This is a genomic window from Alkalicoccobacillus porphyridii, assembly GCF_007293315.1.
Taxonomy (GTDB): Bacteria; Bacillota; Bacilli; order Bacillales; family Bacillaceae_D; genus Alkalicoccobacillus; species Alkalicoccobacillus porphyridii.
In genome coordinates this window covers 71210-88868 of sequence record NZ_VLXZ01000008.1, presented here as the reverse complement: position 1 = coordinate 88868, position 17659 = coordinate 71210, and the positions used below count along the sequence as shown (strand labels likewise).

Genomic DNA, 17659 nt, shown 5'->3' with positions numbered 1-17659 from the left:
TGATACATAAACGTGAGAGTTCGGGATTAATAACGAACAGTTTAATATTTCGATCTTACTCTTTTTCAAATGTATCAGGCTCAATCCTCTGCCAATCAGGTTCTTCTTTTACAAACAGCTTAAGAGTCATAATAGCAAATGAAAATGGAATAATCCCAAGAATAAGAACTTCTATTAGAGCAGGGGAATCCGTAACAATCTCTTGATTGTATGGATTACTAATCATTTGCTGACAGGTTTGGAAAGCAAGATGAAACCCTACTGCACTCCACACATTTCCTGTCATGACTCGAACCAAACCTATAACCATGCCGATCGCAAAAAAGAATACCATTCTGTCAATACTCGTTGCTGCTCCGATAACTAATGCAAATAATAAAAACAAACCACTTTGGAAACAAACGGCTTTCCACTTTTCTACAACTGTATTAAGATTCCGATATAAATAGCCACGAAAGATTAGTTCTTCTGGTAATGCCTCATATAAAAAAATGAGGATCATGACGACAATAAGTGCTTGAAGAAGGTCTGTAAATGACGCTTGGATGGTAACCGTTGTTCCCAGAAACACACTAAATAGTAATAGACTTGCCCCTGCAGGTATTAGATAGCTGAGACCACCATATACAAATGACTTCCAACCTTTTTTTAGAGAGGTTAGCCTTAAACCTGACCAAGGTCGTCGATCCAGATACTTTCGAGCTAGAATAATAACAGGGATGACAAGGAAAAATACAATCAACGCTGAAATGGTATGAAGCGTGCGATCATACTCTGTTGGGCTGCCTAACCAACTATTTACTCCTCTAACGATCCACCAAATGATTGCTGTAGCCATAAACACAATGAACAATCTCAAAACAAGTGGTATACGCTGACATCCCATCTATCTCCCCACCTCTTTCTATATAGTGCTATCAACTTCACATTATGATCAAAGAACCAAACCTTGAATAGTGTAAAATGTCATTACATTTAAAGATAAAAAGATCGCGCCAAGGTCAAAGAGAGACCAAAAGGAGGTATACAATACAGTGTAACCTTCTTTTTCTAAAGATTACTTCAGTCATTTCTACGTTTCTTTATTCTTTGGATCCTCTCTCCCCCACCCTTAACATATCAGAAGCTGCAAAAGGCAACGATACCTATCATACTGCAATCTGGACAGGTGAACATTTGCAGGTGACTATCAAACACATGTGATGGACAATAGTGCCATCAGGGTGCCGGCAATTACCTGGCATAATGTTATTAATACCGGTCCTATATCGTTAAAGCTCTAAACTATCTATGCCCCCCTCATCACCCATATTCACACTTCGCATCTGACTTTCTTCGATTGTAAAACGAAACTTTATATCATCTGATACTTGATCCTAGATAATAAATATACAATTGATAAAATAGAATTAAACATGAATCCTTTTTACTAACAGAATTGAGCTGATCTTATTACTCTACTTATAATTGTTTTCAGTGTTGTACTTATTGGGGCATTTCTGCAAGGCGCTACTGGGCTTGGAATAGGACTTACCATTGCGGCGGTATTACCGATGTTTATGACGGTTAAAGACACGACTTTAATTGTATTAACATTATTAGTTGTCAGTGGTATTACGGTAGTTAGTAAATATTATCGTTACATTGAATGGAAACCGATACGTACTTTTTTGGTGTATGTTTTGGTAGGAAGAATTGCGGCGTTTTTTATACTAAGTGAATATGGTGAATTGGAACAAATTAAAGTGTGGTTAGGTTTTTTTCTACTTCTTATCGTTGCCTACCAATTAATACTATCCAAACTAAAAGGAAAAACTGACGTGCCAAATCCAACACCAAAACACGTAGTTGTATTGATCTTAGGAATGTTAGCTGGATTAACAGGCGGTCTTTTTGGAATAGGTGGGGTATTTTTTGCTAGTTACTTCTTATTAGTCTATCCAAGTAGCAAATACCGTTACATAGTAGGCATTCAATTGACATCCGTCCTATCCAGCGGTTTCTCTCTGACAATGCATGCATTTAATGGGGACTTTCATTCACCACTAGTTGCATACCTTCTTGTAGGAACCATGGCCGTTGTCTTGGGAACGTACTTTGGCCTTAAACTATTAAATATAGTAAATGCAGCCTTTATAAAAAGGGTTATCCTCATTTTAATTAGTTTAGCTGCGTTAAACCTTATACTTTTTGCATAGAAACGGTTCAAATAACTGGAACTCATTTCGCTTCAAGTGAATAAGCTACTGTATTAAAAGATATAGGTGAGTGTATGACTAAAAATTATGATCAAATGAATCAATTAAAAAATAATCCTAATGACGATGGGATTGCCTTCAGTTTAAAGCTGGCTCTGTTAGGTGGAGTCCTAACAACAATTGGTGATGCCATTGCAACAATTGCAGCAAGAGTTGCTATTGATGAGACACTTGCAGAAAGCGCAGATCAGAATGTACAAAGTAGCCTTCAGGATAAGCGATTACGATCAATGGAGCAGCAAATTCAACAATTACAGAAAAAATTAGACGAACTTTCTAAATGAGAAATCTCTTTTTGTTAATATTATAAACAGGAAAAAAGCAAATAAATGAAATAAAGAACGTCCCGTATGTAGGAACGTTCTTTATTTGTTATTTTGAGAAATGTGTTACTGTAACAGTATCAGATGTTGAATTCTATTCTATGAGTAAATAAACTAATGTCCTTCACGATGGTTAAAAATAAACTGGAGATGATAAGATTGCACGATAAAAAAGCATTAGTCATAGGAGCTAGTGGTTTAGTTGGCACCGAACTACTTGACACCCTCTTGCAGAAAGATACATATAGTGAAATCTTTGTCCTTGCACGAAAGCCTCTTCAAATTACTCATAATAAACTCCAAGTCTTCATCGTTAACTTTGATACTCTAGAGGAAGAGTATCCCACAATCGATCCAGAAGATGTATTCTGCTGTTTAGGGACTACAATTAAACAAGCAAAAACAAAAGAGAATATGTATAAAATTGACGTCGAGTATCCCTTTAAAGTAGCAATACTTGCAATGAAGCATGGTTTAAACCACTTTCTGCTAGTCAGTGCGGTTGGAGCAAATTCATCTTCACGAATTTTTTACTCGCGAATAAAAGGTGAGGTAGAAGATAAACTCTTATCATTAAATATTCCCAAAGTATCCATTTTCCGTCCATCCTTATTAGTTGGGAATCGTGAAGAATTTAGACTAGGCGAACTGTTTGCCATTAAGATTTTTCAATTCACCTCATGGATTTTCCCTGTCACAATTCAAGCAAAAATGGGGATTAAACCAAGCGTTGTAGCACAAGCCATGTACCACTCTGCTGTTCATGATAAAAAACCCATAACGATGTATGATGCAGTTCGAATGAATGAAATCATGGATAAATAATCAGTTATAATCAAAAAATGAATATAGCTTCGGCTGCGCTACTGGGATGGGGCACGCACCCGCGTGCTGGCCCGCTGGAGCTTCGTTTTCTTCTTTCGCGTACGTTTCTAATCAGACATTGGATCATATCATTCCTATTTAAGTGGATTGGCTATGCTTCCTGACTTCCGCGCACGCCCTCCTCTTTTTCGTGCACCACACGATGATTTTCGTGCATTTTCCATCCATGGTCAGGGATGTTGGTTGGGTTAGCTGGGCTTACCGACATACGCACGCGAGTTTAGATATTCTTGCGATGTGATGGGCTTTCTTCCTATAGATATCACTTTCCACCCGATGGATCTACCTCTCATTCCCGAAATCCTTGTGATAAGATTAAACTGTTATTACGTGGTTAAACGAAGACGTCTTTTTCAGTGTCCTTGATAAAAGGTTCATTGAGATAAACCGACGTAGTCGGATTATCTCAATACCTTCCCTCAGGTAAGTGCCCCCGTTTTTTTTGGAAGCGGCAATCGAAGCAATCAAAACATTAGCCCGCCTCTATCAAAATACATCGATGAAATTAGTATAGATTCTATCAGTTTATACTTTAGTAATATCTATTATAAGGATGAGTATAAGTCTGCTGTGGGTGTGGTGGGTAATTAGCATATCCTTGGTGGTAAGGATTCGCTGGGTAGTGCCTTGGGTGTTGATGATAAGTCGGTGACTGTTTGCGCTGCAACTGAGCAGGATTAGCACAATCATCAGAAGGTCCGATAATCACTGAAGACTGAATCGGTGAAAGTGCTTCGCTTACTTGTTCCTCATCTAAACAGTACGTATGTGCTAACACGTCTTTAGGAGTAAGCCTTAAAAGATCCGATCCTAAGATCACCTGAGGATAAGGTGCATCAAAAACCGCTAGTAGATGGGTGTCATCTTCTTGGGCAATTTCATAATGCCACCAGCCCTGAGGCACGTTTGCTACCTGACCAGGTTCAATTTTGATTTCATTTAACTCATTTGTGAATGGATTGATAAAAGAAACTAAAGCACTTCCCGTAATACAATACACAAGTTCTGAGGCATTTTGATGATAATGCGGTTCTACCACTTTTTCGCGACTTAAATAAATATCTAGTAGTGAAACGTTTCCAAGTGAGTTTAGATTATTTCTCCCTAACGCATTGATTAGATTATTCTCATCAAGTGTAAAGAAGTTATTGTCGCTTATATCTGAGAAATATTCAACATCAGGTGAAGTAAAATCAATGTCTAATATCGCCACTCCAGCCATCTCCTTTTTAATTTATCTATGCGTTAGCCTATGCATTAAAAAGAGAAATGGTTCATTACCTCGTCAACACGATTTATCTTGTTTTTTCTTTTATAACTGAATAACTCAAAAAATGTATCTGGAATGATTTTAACAGGCGCTCTAACACTATCTGCATGTGGAGAGAGTGACGCTGGAGATGGCGATCTAGATGTAGCTTTTCTAGCATGGCTGCCTTTTACGGATCAAGCCTATGTCCAATTGAATACAGACTAGATGGAAATTACCGAAAAAGGCATGCTTTACGAGGATGCTAAGCTTGGTCTTGCTGTTCCCGCGTATATGGAGGACATTAACTCCTTGCAGGACCCGTAGACTATGCAGATGAATTTGATTTTACAATCACTGGTATTGATCCAGGGGCATCCATGATGCAGATTTTAGAAGAAGAGGTTATGCCACATTATGATTTAGAATCATTTGAACTAACTAAATCGTCTGAACAAGCTATGATGCAGCAGCTCGACAACGCTTATCAGAATCAAGAGCCTATTGTTGTTACGTTATGGAATCCTCATTATGCGTTTGAAGATTATGATTTAAAATACTTAGAAGATCCTGACCAAGTTTTTGGAGAAACAGATGATATTTATTACATTGGTCGTAATGGGATTAAAGAGGATTTCTCAGAGGTCGATAGATGGCTTAAAAATAGCTTCTTTACAGAAGAGCAGCTTTCTGACCTTCTTTCCCTGCGACAAGAAATTGGTGCCGCTTCAGAATGGATAGAAAACAACCGTGATGTGGTAGATGAATGGCTGGATTAAGTTTTTAAGAAAAAGCTAAGAGGACCGATATTCTCTTAGCTTTTTTACCATTTTAAGACATCATATAATTGCCATAAATATTTCAGATAGATAGAAAAAAAGTAGCAGATTAGACCGCTACTCTTTAAAATCTCTTATTTTTCTTTGATCTCAGTTATTTCCACATGCGTGACATTTTCTGAGCGAATGAGAATTTCATCTTCACCCATTAGTCCAAATGATACAATCTTATTGTCAGTTAAAGCTCCATCAACAGCCTTTACACCTTTCTTCACATCTCCATCGTATCTTTCTGATTCATAAATTGGTTCTTCACGTCCAATGACATAGACTTGAATTAAATATGCCAAAAAAAATCCCTCCACCATTTGTTAATCTTTTGTTTTTTAGACTCCTAAGTCTTATTATGCTCTTTATCATCTTTACCCCTATTTTCAAAGAAAAAACATGTTGATAGTAAGGTGAAAAGCCTTATATTATCATGTTTAATGTACAAATATAAAATTATCCTAGGACGCTAGGTGACTTTTATTGTATTTGGTTAACATTTAGGGATCTACGCTGATTGATTTTGAGTGTGACAATGTTCACCTGTATTCTTTTTGGAGAAAAACACTTCAATAAAATCCAATACCTTTTGTAACTCGGCTATTTGATGTTCAATATGGTTTTTATGATTGCTTATCATTGCTTCTAATTCAGGGTGATCTTCAATGTTCGTATCCATCGATAAGCTAAGAAATGGCTTGATTTCAACCAAAGATAAACCCGTTTTCTTTAAACAGTTGATCAAAAGAAACGTTTGGAGATCTGTATCAGAATAGATACTATGCCCATTTGTTTTTCTCCTTATCGGAGGCAGTAAGTCAATTTTTTCATAGTACCGTACCGTATCTGTTGTTAGACCTGTTATCTTGGAGACCTCAGCAATGCTATACATACGCTCACTCCTTTTCAATTTTTTACAGTATAATACCTGGAGTTAACTCCAAGTCAATAGTTTCAAAAAAAGTTCTTGACCTGAAGTTGACTTTAACTTATAAACTATTCTCTATTAACTACTGCTCAGGCAGATTGATGGAGGCATAATCATGACAAAAAGTCAGCTTGACCGAACGGCATTGGTGACAGGAGCAAGCTCCGGTATTGGGTTTGAGCTTACAAAAAGCTTATTAAAAGAAGGATGGCAGGTTGCGGTCATCATAAGATCTGATTTTGTAGAGAAAACAGAAGAAATTGAAAAGGCTTTGTCATTTGGAAATTTAAGAGTTTATCATGCGGATCTTACTGACTTTAACGAACTTAAAAGCGTATTAGATCAAATCAAAGAACATGAACATCATTTGGATGTGATCTTTAATAATGCGGGTGGGAGCTTTTCAAGCTTACTGTTTTCAAAGCAACATCGAGAGCTGCATTACGAGTTGCAAACCATCGTACCTTATATCATATACAAGGAATTAAATGAGCTATTAACTAAAGGAAACAAAAAAACAGTGATCCAAACAACAACAGAGGCTTTCCGATTTTTAAAAGAATTTGATCTTGATTACATTCATAAACCACTCACCTTTAAGAAGTTAATGGGTCCTTATGCGGCCTCTAAGTTAGCTCTGTCTTTATGGACAAAGGAAGTTGCCACGACAGGAGACAGTAATGATATCCAGATACTTAGCGTAGACCCTGGCAGTAATAATACAACAAGAAAAGGAAAAGATTCGGGACTGCCTTTTCCAATACATTTAATCATGCGATTTTTTTACCCCCATCCGAGTAAGGGGGCTAACCGGTTACTTAAAGCCGCTATACATGCACATGACTATGATAATGGCGCTTACCTCACAAAAGAAGCATCCGGCGGGCTACCCTGGGTTGAGACAAGTGCTAGGGTGCTACAAATGGTAGACACCGTGTACAGAGAAGAATTTTTAAAGCTGTCCAATAAACGATCGAAATCTAACGAAAGCTAGAACTTTTCCCCCGACCTAAGGAAGCATGAGCTAGTAATAAAGCCTCAATGCTTCCTCTAAAAAGTTTCTATATTTATTGATATAACTCTCTGGCTCGATAATTTTCACTTTATCGCCGAAACCAGCGAGAAATTGGTAGGCAAATTGGTTTTCAGGTAAGTCGATGTTTACGATATGATTTCTGTTAGTTTTTCTTGTTACAGATCGTTTTCCATATCTCTCAATAAATTGATCTCTAACAGAAACATCAATCATCAATGTAATGCTAATCATGCGTGGATGCTCAACGGGTTGTTTTTCTTTTTTAGACTCTTTATAAGACCTAGGAACAAAGAAACCTTTTCTTTTGAAATTAGTCATCCTTGTTATCTTAAACGTTCGAAAGTCTTCACGTTCTAAACAGTGGCCAACTACATACCACTTCATCTCATTAAGCTGTAAGTAATAGGGCTCTATGGTTCTATGTGTGATATCACCTTTTTGATCTACATAATCAAATTCGATTAACAGATGCTGTTCAATTGATTGCATGATAAAGTTCATCTCTTCTTTTAATTGGCTTCTCCCTAGCCAATCATAAAATGTGACATCAAGTTTCGGGGATAAATCTACATGGCTCATTCCTTTAATTTTCTGAATGGTTATCTGAATATCTTCATTGGTTACGAGCTGCTCAAATCCACCTAATGCTACCACAATATTTTCAATATCTTGATGGTTTAATAAACGTTTATCAAATTTATATTCTTCCATCAGCGCATATCCGCCCTCATGACCATGCTTTGCAAAGATCGGGATATTGGCATAGCTTAGTGAATCCATATCCCGCTGAATGGTACGCTTGGAGACATTAAAAAGACGGCTGAATTCCGTGGCCGAGACGACCTCTTTTTGTAATAAAATCATAACGATTGAAATAAGTCGTTCTATCTTTTGCATAATACCTCCTATATACGACATACTGTTGTCGCCTATGCCCAATTATACTATGGATATAACGTAGAGGAGGCAACAAATGATGAAAGCAATCGCATATTTGCAATTTAACGGACAAGCAGAAGAGGCACTCAACTTTTATGAGACCGCGTTACACGCCAGAGTAAAGAAAGTGAATTTTGGGGTACTTCCACCAGATTCATCTGCTCCGCTCACAGAAGATGAACAAAACATGATTATGGAATCTAGCGTCGAATTTGAAAAGAATATCATAATGATTTCTGATGTACTACCTTCCATGCAAGCAGTGACAGGTGAGGTTGCTCAAGGCACGAATGTAATAATAAGTATTATAGATGGTGACCCCGAGTCGAATAAACAATACTTTGAAAACCTCTCTAAAGACGGCACTATCATCATGCCTATTTCTTCAGTACCCTGGTCCTCAAGCTTTGGCATGTTAATAGACAGGTTCGGTGTAATGTGGAAGTTTAACAGTGATGCTAGTACATTCTTGGATCGTTTGATTAACTAAATGACATTCAGAAATATACAAAGCTAAGTGTGATTACTATCACTCTTAGCTTATATGTATTAGATATCACTTTTTTCGCTATTGGGAATTTCCTATTATTCTTCCATTCTCTCTTCTTAATAAAACAACGCTCACTTAAAAAATTTATCAATATGTTCCATAAAAACTGGTATGATAACTGTAAAGGTTTTTATTTCATTTGAAAAACTGGGGGATTCTAGTTATGGGGATTATGATTGTTATACTAATTTGTTATGTGCCACTATTCATGAGTATGCTAAAACGCATTAGAGATCTTGAATCAGCCGTTCAAGCATTAGAAAAAGAGCGAAATTTAATATAGTTAACAGTTGTAGAACGCCATTGCTCTAGGAGCCATGGTGTTGTTTTAAATATACGATTAATAAAAATGTTAACAATGATGATTCATGTTCTCAAATTTGACGGATAATCTCGTCCACTACATGCTCGATCGGTGCGGTAGCATCAATTAGTATTCCATTAGGAGTGTCTTCTTTTGTTTGATGCAATCGCACAATGAATTCCCGCTCCGTTTTTTTGCCTCCAAACTCATCACTTGGTCGTTCCTTAAGCCGCCCTATCAATGTGTCAAGATCGACCTCAAGGATAAACACCCCGTCAAATTGATCTATGAATTTCGAATAATTTCTAGAACCACCGCAGAAAAATATCACCGCCTCAGTTTGATTATTAATAAACGAATTTACTTTGTCCATATCCCAAATGTGGTTTTTATGTAAGCTACCATCTGATGGCTCTCCCGTTTCAGGATTACCTTGATAAGCCAATTCACGGTCACCATGAATAGCGTGGTAGCCACGCCGCTGCAATTCTTCGCAAACGGTTGTTTTGCTGGTACCTGAAACGCCCTCAATCAAATAATTTCTAATTCCCATATATAGAATCCCCTCTCAAAAGGTCTAAAACTATAGTCCATTAAACAAATGAAACACTTATCCCTCTACTAAAGCATAATAATATTTCTCTTCTCCATTTACTTCTACGATCAGAATATCGTCTCTTTCTTTTGCTTCATAAATGATCGTACCTACTGGCAGTTTGTTTGCAGTTCCATTGGCATAGTCATAGTTTCCTTCAGCTACCTGTTCTTTAATTTCTCCTACCTGTTCACCCTTGGTTAATGTCAATTCGTCTACCCAATCAACGTTTGTATTATGAATAATGCCGTAAAACATAAACATATCAGATTCTGGATTTTGTGTTAAAAACTCTTCTGCTGTCATGTTCTCTTCTGTGTTACTCACTGTGTTGTTTTCTGTGCCACCTAAGCAGCCAACAAGTATAAAACAAATAAGCATGAACACAGTAAACAATGAACTTTTCATCTTCAAGATTGGTAACACCTCCTCGGATATATATTCAATACAAATATAAATACACCTCTCCTAGTTAAGTATTTATATTCTTAATACTAATTAAGTCTATATATTTTTGAGGTTTGTATAGATAATTGTTCCCCAGTAGACATCAATACTTTTTAAGCGTTGGCTAACAGCTGGCTGTGAAATTAATAATTTGATAGGATTAAACTAAAGTCTAAAAACAAGAATGAGAATTTATGAAAATCTTTGATTCTCACTTGCATATTCCAATTTATAAAAATCATGGCTATACACCAGATTCGCATACTTCTACTGATTATCGGGATGACGCAAAGCGAATAGGTGTTGCAAATGTATTTTCGAGAAAAAAGTTTAATTCAAGGAGGCTTATAAACATGATTTTTAGAAAAGCAATTGTGTATGATCTACCAGAAATTGTCCGTATGCTAGCAGATGACGAGCTAGGTTCAAAAAGAGAACAATATGAAGACCCTTTACCCACAGCATATTATGAAGCCTTTCAGGAAATGGAAAATCAACAAGGCAATCAAGTATTAGTGGCCGTTGAAAACGAACAGCTGTTAGGTTTTTTACAGCTAACATTTATACCTGGATTATCAAGGCTGGGCATGAAGCGTGCTCAAATTGAAGGCGTTCGAGTGGATCAAAAACACCGAGGAAAAGGCGTTGGAGAAAAATTATTTAAAGAAGCTATCTCTCTATCCAAAAAAGAAAACTGTAGTATGGTAGAACTGACTACGGATAAAAAAAGAAAAGACGCGCATCGATTTTACGAAAGGTTAGGGTTTGAATCAAGTCATGATGGGATGAAATTACATTTAAAAAACCCATCATGAAAAAAGTGAACTTCCTTACCAATTTTTAAAAATAGTGCAGAGCTATGCGCTTTTTCGTTGCACAGCTTTGCACTATTGATTATATTGCTTTTGTTGAACCTCTGACTACTAAATTAATAGGTATCTCAACAGTCTTATTTGCAAAAGAGGAGCTACCTAGTTGGAGTGATTTAACTATTAATTCTGCAGCTACCATTCCCTTACTTAAAATATCTTGTTTAATTGTAGTTAAACCTGGGTTAATATACTTACATATGCTCAAGTCATCGAACCCTACAATTGAACAATCATTAGGTATATGCTTTTTATTCTTTTGAAAGGCATTAATTATCCCAATTCCTAATATATCCGAGACAGTGACGATAGCAGTGATATCTTGATGGATACTCAATATATGTTCCCCTAAACTAACAGCATGATCAAAGGTAATATCAAAGCTCTCAAATAATAATTTTTCATCGAATAAGATATTATACTCGCGATGTACCTTCTTAAATCCCTCAAATCGTCTAATATCGACCGGGCTTGTTTTTAAATTAGTACCTACAAATCCTATATTTCTATGACCAAGTTCCACTAAATGTTTAGTCGCCAAATAACCCCCTAATTCATCATCTATTTTTACATTATTATATTCGTTCGTGTGTTCTTCGTATGTGTCAATCAATACAATAGGTATATCTAGTTTCTTCATCTCCGTATATAATTGTTCAGGGAAGATACCCAGAATAATCAAGCCGTCCAAATTACGTTTAATTACCCAGTCCCTACACTCTTCAGGTTCTCCAACACCAGTGATCATCGTGTCAAAATTATTCTCTCTAGCGACTGTCTCAACACCACTTAAAAGTTCATAATAATATTGGTTCTTAGTGAACATGGATGCTGGAGAATCTTTAATTAACGGTACCATCAGACCAATAATGTTAGATTTTCTTTTAGATAAGCTAATTGCAGTGAAATCAGGATGGTAATCTAATTCTTTAATGGACGCAAGTACTTTTAATTTGGTCTCTTCCGATACTTTTTTTACATCATTCAAAACGTATGAAACCGTTGCATGTGAGACGCCTGCATGCTTTGCTACGTCACGAATGGTTAGTTTTTTATTCATTTCCCTCTCCTATTTAACCGGTTAATATTACTCATTCTACTAACGTTAGTTGCTATACGATACGTTCTAGTTTTTTTCTTTTTGTAAGTATAGCAAAGTCTTTGCATATATCAAAAACTTCTTATTCATTTGATAAAATACGATACTCCCAAGGACTTAATTGATAGGTTCCTTCTATACCTAATGTTTCACTAGTGTTCGTTTGAAATAATTGAAAATTCCCTTCAAAGCCAAATTCAATAGTCGCCTCGATCTCCTCAGAAGATAAGTTCATAATTACAATGACCTGGTTATCCTCTTTTTCTCTTTTAAAAGCCAATAGCTTGTTGTGGGATGTATTGAAAAAAGTGATCTCTCCACCTGCACTTCCATTCCATAGTGCCTCATTATTTTTTTTCAATTGTATTAAATCTGCATAAAAATGTTGAAGTGATAAATCAGACCAATCAATTTCATCTTTATCAAAAAACTCTAATCCTTTTTTATCCCCTGCTTCTTGTCCAGAGTATATCAGCGGGATGCCAGGAATCGTAAAATATAAAGCTGCCATTGCTTCTGAGGCGTCACCAAACTTCTCTTCAATTGTTCCATTCCAAGAGTTTTCATCATGATTTGTCATAAAGTTCATTGGATAAGAACCTTTTGGATATGTTTTATCTACCCATTGTGTATAGGACTGTATAGCGGTTACTCCTCTTTTTTCATTTGCAATATCATTCATCAAATGATAAAAGCCCCAGCCCCAATTTACAAGAAAGGCTTCATTTAGTAACTCCATTATTTTATCGTCTTCTGCTAGCATAAAAACTTCTTTAATCTCGTTTAATTCTGCACTAATATCCTCCCAAAAATCTAACGGTACACCGTTCGCATAATCTGCCCTAAATCCATCTACCCCTACTTCTTCGACCCAGAATAACATGGCATCTTTCATTTCTTGACGCATTTCTGTATTCTCAAAATTTAATTGTGCAACGTCCGTCCAATTAAATTCTTGTGGGTTGATAATCTCCCCCTCACTATTTTGTTGATACCAATTCGGATTCTCATGAATCCAACTGTGGTCCCAACCAGTGTGGTTCGCTACCCAATCTAATATGACATAGAAACCCATATCTTGTGCGGTCTCCACTAAATCTCTAAAATCGTCCATCGTACCAAACTCCGGATTAACTTCTTTGTAATCCTTTACTGCATAATACGACCCTAGTGTGCCTAATCTATTTTCTTCAGAAATAGGGTGAATCGGCATAAACCATAAAATATCAACGCCTAATTCTTGAAGACGAGGAAGGTGTTCTTTAAAAGATTCAAATGTCCCCTCTTTAGTATAATGTCTAAAATTCACTTCATAGATAACTGAATCCTTTGACCACTCTGGTACCAGGGCATTACTCAATACTTCTGATTTCATTTCATCTTCGACTCCCTCTACAGATTCCACTTCTTCTACTGAATCTCCTGCATCTACGTTTTCATTTACTATTTGATCTCTTGATTGACAAGCAACCATTGTTAAAATCAACATTAATAGTGTGATCTTTCTGAGTAAAATCATCATATCTTCCTTTCTTTTTATCAAATCATGAAAAGAGAAATCTACGACACTCATGATGTCACATTAGTATGTTTAATAGAAAGTCAGTTCTTATCCTTTATTTGCACCTGCTCTTAACCCTTCTGTTAAAGGTTTCTGAAGCAACATAAACAAAATCGTTATAGGAATAGCAACGAGTACTGCACCAGCTGCAAAAGTAGTAAATTCTGTATTTCCACGACCAGTTACCATCTCAAATAAACCCACTGCTAGCGTTTTATTGTTATCAGATCTAAGTACTAATCTTGCTAGAATAAAGTCCATCCAAGGCCCAATAAAATTAGTAACAGCAATAAAAACCACAATTGGAATCGATAATGGCATCATAATTTTCCAAAAGATGGTTAAATGACCTGCTCCATCAATTGTTGCTGCTTCCTCTAAACTCCTTGGCATCCCGTCAAAATATCCCTTTACAAGCCATGCACCAAATGGAATAGAACCACCTGCATATACTAAAATGAGTCCTAAATGATTATCTAATAAATTCATTTGTAGTAACAAAATGTATATGGCAATCATGGCCATAAAACTCGGGAACATTTGTAGCACCAAAATTGTCATCAATCCTGCTCTTCTTCCAGTAAAACGAAAGCGTGAGAATGCATATGCTGAAGTTAAAATTAAAAATGTTGAAATAATCATATTCCAGAAAGCTATTTTTAACGTATTTAAATACCAACGTGCATAATCAGTTTCTGTAAAAAGATAGCTAAAGTGACGAAGAGATAAATTATTAGGAAATAAACTTGTGGCATGCAGTGTATTTCCTGGATTTAGCGAGCCAATAATAACAAAGTAAACAGGAAACAAAATAAATATGCTTGTTAACACTAAAATTCCATATATAATAGAGAGCCTCTTCAAATTTCTCTTCTTTTTATTCATCATCGCATCATATCCTCTTCTTTAAATGCTCTAGTTTTACTGAAGTTCCAAACAGAGAAAATCGCTACAACAATAAAGATTAACAAACCAACTGCCGAGGCGACTGCAAATTGGCTATTTTCTAAAGTCATTTTATACATCCAACTAATTAGAATATCTGTTGATCCTGCAAAATTATAGTCTGTATTCGACGGCCGGCCCTCTGTAAAAAGATAGATCATATTAAAATTATTAAAATTGTTTGCAAAACTCATAATTAATAATGGAGACGTTGAGAACATCACAATAGGAAAAGTAATTCTGCGAAACTTTTGCCAAGCATTAGCTCCATCTATTTCGGCTGCCTCATACTGTTCCTTATCAATTCCAGTCATGACCCCTGACATTAAAATCATCCAAAAAGGGAATCCAAACCACATGTTAACTCCAATTAATGTGAGTTTTGCCCATGTTGGATCCGAAAAAAACGGAATGGCACTAAGCCCCCATTCTGCTAAAAATGGATAATGATCAATTAGATTATTAATGTATTTATTTATTGGACCAAATTGGCCATTAAATATATTTCGCATAATTAGAATCATAACGAATGCAGGGATTGCCCAAGGTAAGATAAAAATACTGCGCCACATTTTTTTAAATCTGACACCTTTTGTTTCAATTAAAACCGCATAGAAAAAACCTAGAAAAAATGTTGTAAACGTTGAGGCTACGGCCCAAATAATTGTCCAAGTGAAAACACCGTAAAACGTTCTACTCCATGATTCCATATTAAATAAATTAATAAATGTTTGAAATCCAACCCAGTCTACTAAATTTCTTGGGGGCAAATAGTTCGGTGCGGAATAGTTAGTAAATGCAATCATAATTGAAAAGATTAATGGAAGTACCGTTAAAAATAATGTAAAGAAAATGGTTGGAGTTAAAAGAATATAGGCAAATCCATTCTGCCAACTGTTTTGTAGAGATTGTTTAAAGGTATAAGGTACTAAACCACTATCTCTTTTTTTTCCTACTTTATAAGCGTCACGTACACTAGAAATATAGATACACAAAATAATAACAGCTATTAAGAGAGCAATAATTCCTTCTATCATTAAGAAGATAGAATGATGCCCCTCAAAAACAACCCTACCCCGTTCTCGAATTTGCGGAGTTTCTCCTAATGTTCGAAGACCCCACATCGCCCACAGGAAAGGTTGACTATAAAAAACTAGGGTTACTAACCAACCAATGGAATAGAGCAGACCTTTTACAAATTGCCGGTTGTAAAACTGTCCAAAACCCATAAATACGGTGGATAGAATAGCTGCTCTAAAAGCATTTGTTTTAATTAATTCAAGGAACGATTTATTATTCTTTTTTTCTACAACCGGGGTAGACATTTCCCTTTACCTCCCAATAAAGCGATTCCCAAGTTAACGTATTTGAACTTGGGAATTTCTTTTTAGTTAATTATTTTGTGCTTCTATGGATTCTTCAATTTGATTAACTGAACTATCTAAAATCTCTTGAATATCACGATCTGTATTCCAGATGCTTGTTAATGCATCTGCCATCGGCCCCCAAACAACTTCCATTTCGGAAATATTTGGCATAGGTTGACTATATTGTGCCTGTTCTAAAAAGCCTGATAAGATAGGATCTGATAAAACAACCTCACTTTCTAGTAATGCTGTATGCGGAGGTAATTGACTTGTCATCTCAAAGCGTTTCTCAAGCATCTCCTCACTTGTCGCGAACTGCGCATAAAGAGCAGCAGCATCCGGGTAATCAGTATAGGCATTTACAAAATAAGAAATAATGCCTGAAAAATTAGTGGGATATTCTCCATTACTTAATGTTGGAAACGGTGCTACCCCAAAGTTAACTCCTGCTTCTGTATGAGGTGCTACATCCCAAGGTCCAGATATCCTAAACATGACTTGATCCTCATTAAATAAGGTCCCAATAATATCAGATGTAATATCCTCTGAATTAAGAGGCAAACTTGCTTCTTTTACTTCGCGCAAAAATTCACCTGCTTGAACGGAGCCTTCATTATTTAATCCAATTTCTGAAGGATCAGTGTTATCATTTCCAAACACATATCCCCCGTATCCACCTAGAAACGCATAAACAAAATAGAAATCATCTGGCGGAAACATGATTCCATAGTGGTCTGATCTAGTATCAGTAAAATCCTTCGATAATTCTAAAAGCTCTTCAAAGGTTTCTGGTGCGCTGTCTACTAAATCTTTATTGTAATAAAGTGCTGTGTTCTCTACTGCATACGGGTATCCAAATAACGTATCATCGAGTGATGTCCCTAATATCGCTGCATCCATAAAATTTTCTTTATAATACTCAGGAAAGAAATTTTCAATAAGTAAGCCTGCAGCATCCATATTTCCTACATGATCATGAGGTGCTGTAAAAACATCCGCTCCCAGTCCTGCTGGTCCATCAGTCTGTAAAATTCCCGGTGCCTCAGTATGGCTCACCTCTTCTAAAATTACTGGAATGCCATATTCCTCTGTAAACTTTTCAGCAACATATTCTGCCCACTCCCCATGCTCATCACCGTTCCCCCACACGACTAGTTCTGCACCTTCTTCAGGTATAATTTCAATATCGTCCATATTTTCTCCACTTGCTGGAGTGGTTTCAGGTGGTGCACTTTGTGGTGGTCCTGAACAAGCAGCTAGCATTGCTCCTATCATTACAAAAGACCCAACTGTACTAAGCTTTCTCTTCATCATCATCACAGACCCTTCATTTATATTTGAATAAAGAATGAAATTCTTGTCCTGCAAAAGCTGCATCCAGTTTAATAACAACTAAATAATCTCTCTTTTGCGTCCTCTCTCTAGCGCTTTTGCACCCCCTTTTTTGTTAACCGGTTAACTAGTCATACGTCTTCAT

The 17659-nt window shown here is 36.4% G+C and carries 19 protein-coding genes and 1 pseudogene; 8 read left to right on the top strand and 12 right to left on the bottom strand.

The features are described 5' to 3' along the window. Positions 1 to 55 precede the first annotated feature (55 nt). On the bottom strand, positions 56 to 886 hold the full coding sequence (locus tag FN960_RS13570) for a CPBP family intramembrane glutamic endopeptidase (protein ID WP_143849274.1): 831 nt from the start codon (positions 884 to 886) through the stop codon (positions 56 to 58). A gap of 565 nt (positions 887 to 1451) precedes the next feature. Here FN960_RS13570 and FN960_RS13560 point away from each other — a divergent pair. The 3 genes from FN960_RS13560 to FN960_RS13550 all read left to right on the top strand — a co-directional run bounded on the left by FN960_RS13560 (position 1452) and on the right by FN960_RS13550 (position 3406). Further along, positions 1452 to 2198 (top strand): sulfite exporter TauE/SafE family protein, encoded by a 747-nt coding sequence (locus FN960_RS13560; RefSeq protein WP_143849273.1) that lies wholly within the window; start codon positions 1452 to 1454, stop codon positions 2196 to 2198. Between the two features lie 74 nt (positions 2199 to 2272). Further along, a complete protein-coding gene (locus FN960_RS13555) occupies positions 2273 to 2542 on the top strand; it encodes a hypothetical protein (protein WP_143849272.1) in 270 nt (89 codons plus the stop codon). 198 nt (positions 2543 to 2740) lie between these two features. Beyond that, positions 2741 to 3406, top strand: a complete 666-nt coding sequence (locus tag FN960_RS13550; protein WP_185971037.1) for an NAD-dependent epimerase/dehydratase family protein — start codon at positions 2741 to 2743, stop codon at positions 3404 to 3406. A gap of 592 nt (positions 3407 to 3998) precedes the next feature. On the opposite strand, the gene FN960_RS13545 is transcribed toward FN960_RS13550, so the two are convergent. After that, complete coding sequence (locus FN960_RS13545; protein WP_143849270.1) at positions 3999 to 4679, bottom strand: cupin domain-containing protein; 681 nt, start codon at positions 4677 to 4679, stop codon at positions 3999 to 4001. Between the two features lie 132 nt (positions 4680 to 4811). Between FN960_RS13545 and FN960_RS23205 the strand changes: the two genes are divergently transcribed. Continuing rightward, entirely contained in the window at positions 4812 to 4943 is a 132-nt protein-coding gene (locus tag FN960_RS23205; protein WP_260682004.1) for a hypothetical protein, read from the top strand. A gap of 110 nt (positions 4944 to 5053) precedes the next feature. Beyond that, positions 5054 to 5494 (top strand): annotated as a pseudogene (locus FN960_RS13540) (glycine betaine ABC transporter substrate-binding protein); the annotation flags it as partial. Positions 5495 to 5628: 134 nt separating this feature from the next. On the opposite strand, the gene FN960_RS13535 reads toward FN960_RS13540, so the two are convergent. Then, the gene (locus FN960_RS13535) at positions 5629 to 5844 is read right to left on the bottom strand and encodes a hypothetical protein (protein WP_143849268.1); all 216 of its coding nucleotides are present in this window, start codon (positions 5842 to 5844) and stop codon (positions 5629 to 5631) included. A 206-nt stretch (positions 5845 to 6050) separates the two neighbouring features. After that, positions 6051 to 6434: a MerR family transcriptional regulator gene (locus tag FN960_RS13530; protein WP_143849267.1), complete on the bottom strand. Its 384-nt coding sequence runs from the start codon at positions 6432 to 6434 to the stop codon at positions 6051 to 6053. A 151-nt stretch (positions 6435 to 6585) separates the two neighbouring features. Between FN960_RS13530 and FN960_RS13525 the strand changes: the two genes are divergently transcribed. Then, on the top strand, positions 6586 to 7464 hold the full coding sequence (locus FN960_RS13525; RefSeq protein ID WP_143849266.1) for an SDR family NAD(P)-dependent oxidoreductase: 879 nt from the start codon (positions 6586 to 6588) through the stop codon (positions 7462 to 7464). A gap of 30 nt (positions 7465 to 7494) precedes the next feature. Here FN960_RS13525 and FN960_RS13520 read toward each other — a convergent pair whose 3' ends face one another. Next, positions 7495 to 8403, bottom strand: coding sequence for a helix-turn-helix transcriptional regulator (locus tag FN960_RS13520; RefSeq protein ID WP_143849265.1), 909 nt, complete (start codon positions 8401 to 8403; stop codon positions 7495 to 7497). Between the two features lie 79 nt (positions 8404 to 8482). On the opposite strand from FN960_RS13520, the gene FN960_RS13515 reads away from it, so the two are divergent. Continuing rightward, positions 8483 to 8935, top strand: a complete 453-nt coding sequence (locus tag FN960_RS13515) for a VOC family protein (RefSeq protein ID WP_143849402.1) — start codon at positions 8483 to 8485, stop codon at positions 8933 to 8935. Positions 8936 to 9369: 434 nt separating this feature from the next. Here the strand turns inward: FN960_RS13515 and FN960_RS13510 are convergent, their stop codons facing one another. Beyond that, on the bottom strand, positions 9370 to 9852 hold the full coding sequence (locus tag FN960_RS13510; RefSeq protein ID WP_143849264.1) for an AAA family ATPase: 483 nt from the start codon (positions 9850 to 9852) through the stop codon (positions 9370 to 9372). Between the two features lie 57 nt (positions 9853 to 9909). Beyond that, positions 9910 to 10308, bottom strand: coding sequence for a hypothetical protein (locus FN960_RS13505; RefSeq protein WP_143849263.1), 399 nt, complete (start codon positions 10306 to 10308; stop codon positions 9910 to 9912). Between the two features lie 386 nt (positions 10309 to 10694). On the opposite strand from FN960_RS13505, the gene FN960_RS13500 reads away from it, so the two are divergent. Next, positions 10695 to 11156: a GNAT family N-acetyltransferase gene (locus FN960_RS13500; protein WP_143849262.1), complete on the top strand. Its 462-nt coding sequence runs from the start codon at positions 10695 to 10697 to the stop codon at positions 11154 to 11156. Between the two features lie 79 nt (positions 11157 to 11235). Here the strand turns inward: FN960_RS13500 and FN960_RS13495 are convergent, their stop codons facing one another. The 5 genes from FN960_RS13495 to FN960_RS13475 all read right to left on the bottom strand — a co-directional run bounded on the left by FN960_RS13495 (position 11236) and on the right by FN960_RS13475 (position 17574). Then, a complete protein-coding gene (locus FN960_RS13495; RefSeq protein WP_143849261.1) occupies positions 11236 to 12270 on the bottom strand; it encodes a LacI family DNA-binding transcriptional regulator in 1035 nt (344 codons plus the stop codon). A 121-nt stretch (positions 12271 to 12391) separates the two neighbouring features. Further along, entirely contained in the window at positions 12392 to 13882 is a 1491-nt protein-coding gene (locus tag FN960_RS13490; protein ID WP_260682003.1) for an alpha-amylase family glycosyl hydrolase, read from the bottom strand. A gap of 36 nt (positions 13883 to 13918) precedes the next feature. Then, positions 13919 to 14755 carry a sugar ABC transporter permease gene (locus FN960_RS13485; protein ID WP_143849400.1) on the bottom strand — a complete coding sequence of 279 codons (837 nt, stop codon included), beginning with the start codon at positions 14753 to 14755 and terminating at the stop codon, positions 13919 to 13921. After that, the gene (locus tag FN960_RS13480; protein WP_143849260.1) at positions 14755 to 16140 is read right to left on the bottom strand and encodes a carbohydrate ABC transporter permease; all 1386 of its coding nucleotides are present in this window, start codon (positions 16138 to 16140) and stop codon (positions 14755 to 14757) included. The genes FN960_RS13485 and FN960_RS13480 overlap by 1 nt, the downstream gene beginning before the upstream one ends. Positions 16141 to 16206: 66 nt before the next feature. Next, on the bottom strand, positions 16207 to 17574 hold the full coding sequence (locus tag FN960_RS13475; protein ID WP_260682002.1) for a sugar ABC transporter substrate-binding protein: 1368 nt from the start codon (positions 17572 to 17574) through the stop codon (positions 16207 to 16209). Positions 17575 to 17659: the final 85 nt, after the last annotated feature.

Bases quoted from the DNA above. Each gene is read 5' to 3' on its own strand.
- FN960_RS13525 (WP_143849266.1), top strand. From the start codon at position 6,586: ATGACAAAAAGTCAGCTTGACCGAACGGCATTGGTGACAGGAGCAAGC.
- FN960_RS23205 (WP_260682004.1), top strand. From the start codon at position 4,812: ATGATTTTAACAGGCGCTCTAACACTATCTGCATGTGGAGAGAGTGAC.
- FN960_RS13530 (WP_143849267.1), bottom strand. From the start codon at position 6,434: ATGTATAGCATTGCTGAGGTCTCCAAGATAACAGGTCTAACAACAGAT.
- FN960_RS13495 (WP_143849261.1), bottom strand. From the start codon at position 12,270: ATGAATAAAAAACTAACCATTCGTGACGTAGCAAAGCATGCAGGCGTC.
- FN960_RS13510 (WP_143849264.1), bottom strand. From the start codon at position 9,852: ATGGGAATTAGAAATTATTTGATTGAGGGCGTTTCAGGTACCAGCAAA.
- FN960_RS13555 (WP_143849272.1), top strand. From the start codon at position 2,273: ATGACTAAAAATTATGATCAAATGAATCAATTAAAAAATAATCCTAAT.
- FN960_RS13570 (WP_143849274.1), bottom strand. From the start codon at position 886: ATGGGATGTCAGCGTATACCACTTGTTTTGAGATTGTTCATTGTGTTT.
- FN960_RS13520 (WP_143849265.1), bottom strand. From the start codon at position 8,403: ATGCAAAAGATAGAACGACTTATTTCAATCGTTATGATTTTATTACAA.
- FN960_RS13515 (WP_143849402.1), top strand. From the start codon at position 8,483: ATGAAAGCAATCGCATATTTGCAATTTAACGGACAAGCAGAAGAGGCA.
- FN960_RS13480 (WP_143849260.1), bottom strand. From the start codon at position 16,140: ATGTCTACCCCGGTTGTAGAAAAAAAGAATAATAAATCGTTCCTTGAA.
- FN960_RS13485 (WP_143849400.1), bottom strand. From the start codon at position 14,755: ATGAATAAAAAGAAGAGAAATTTGAAGAGGCTCTCTATTATATATGGA.
- FN960_RS13490 (WP_260682003.1), bottom strand. From the start codon at position 13,882: ATGAGTGTCGTAGATTTCTCTTTTCATGATTTGATAAAAAGAAAGGAA.
- FN960_RS13500 (WP_143849262.1), top strand. From the start codon at position 10,695: ATGATTTTTAGAAAAGCAATTGTGTATGATCTACCAGAAATTGTCCGT.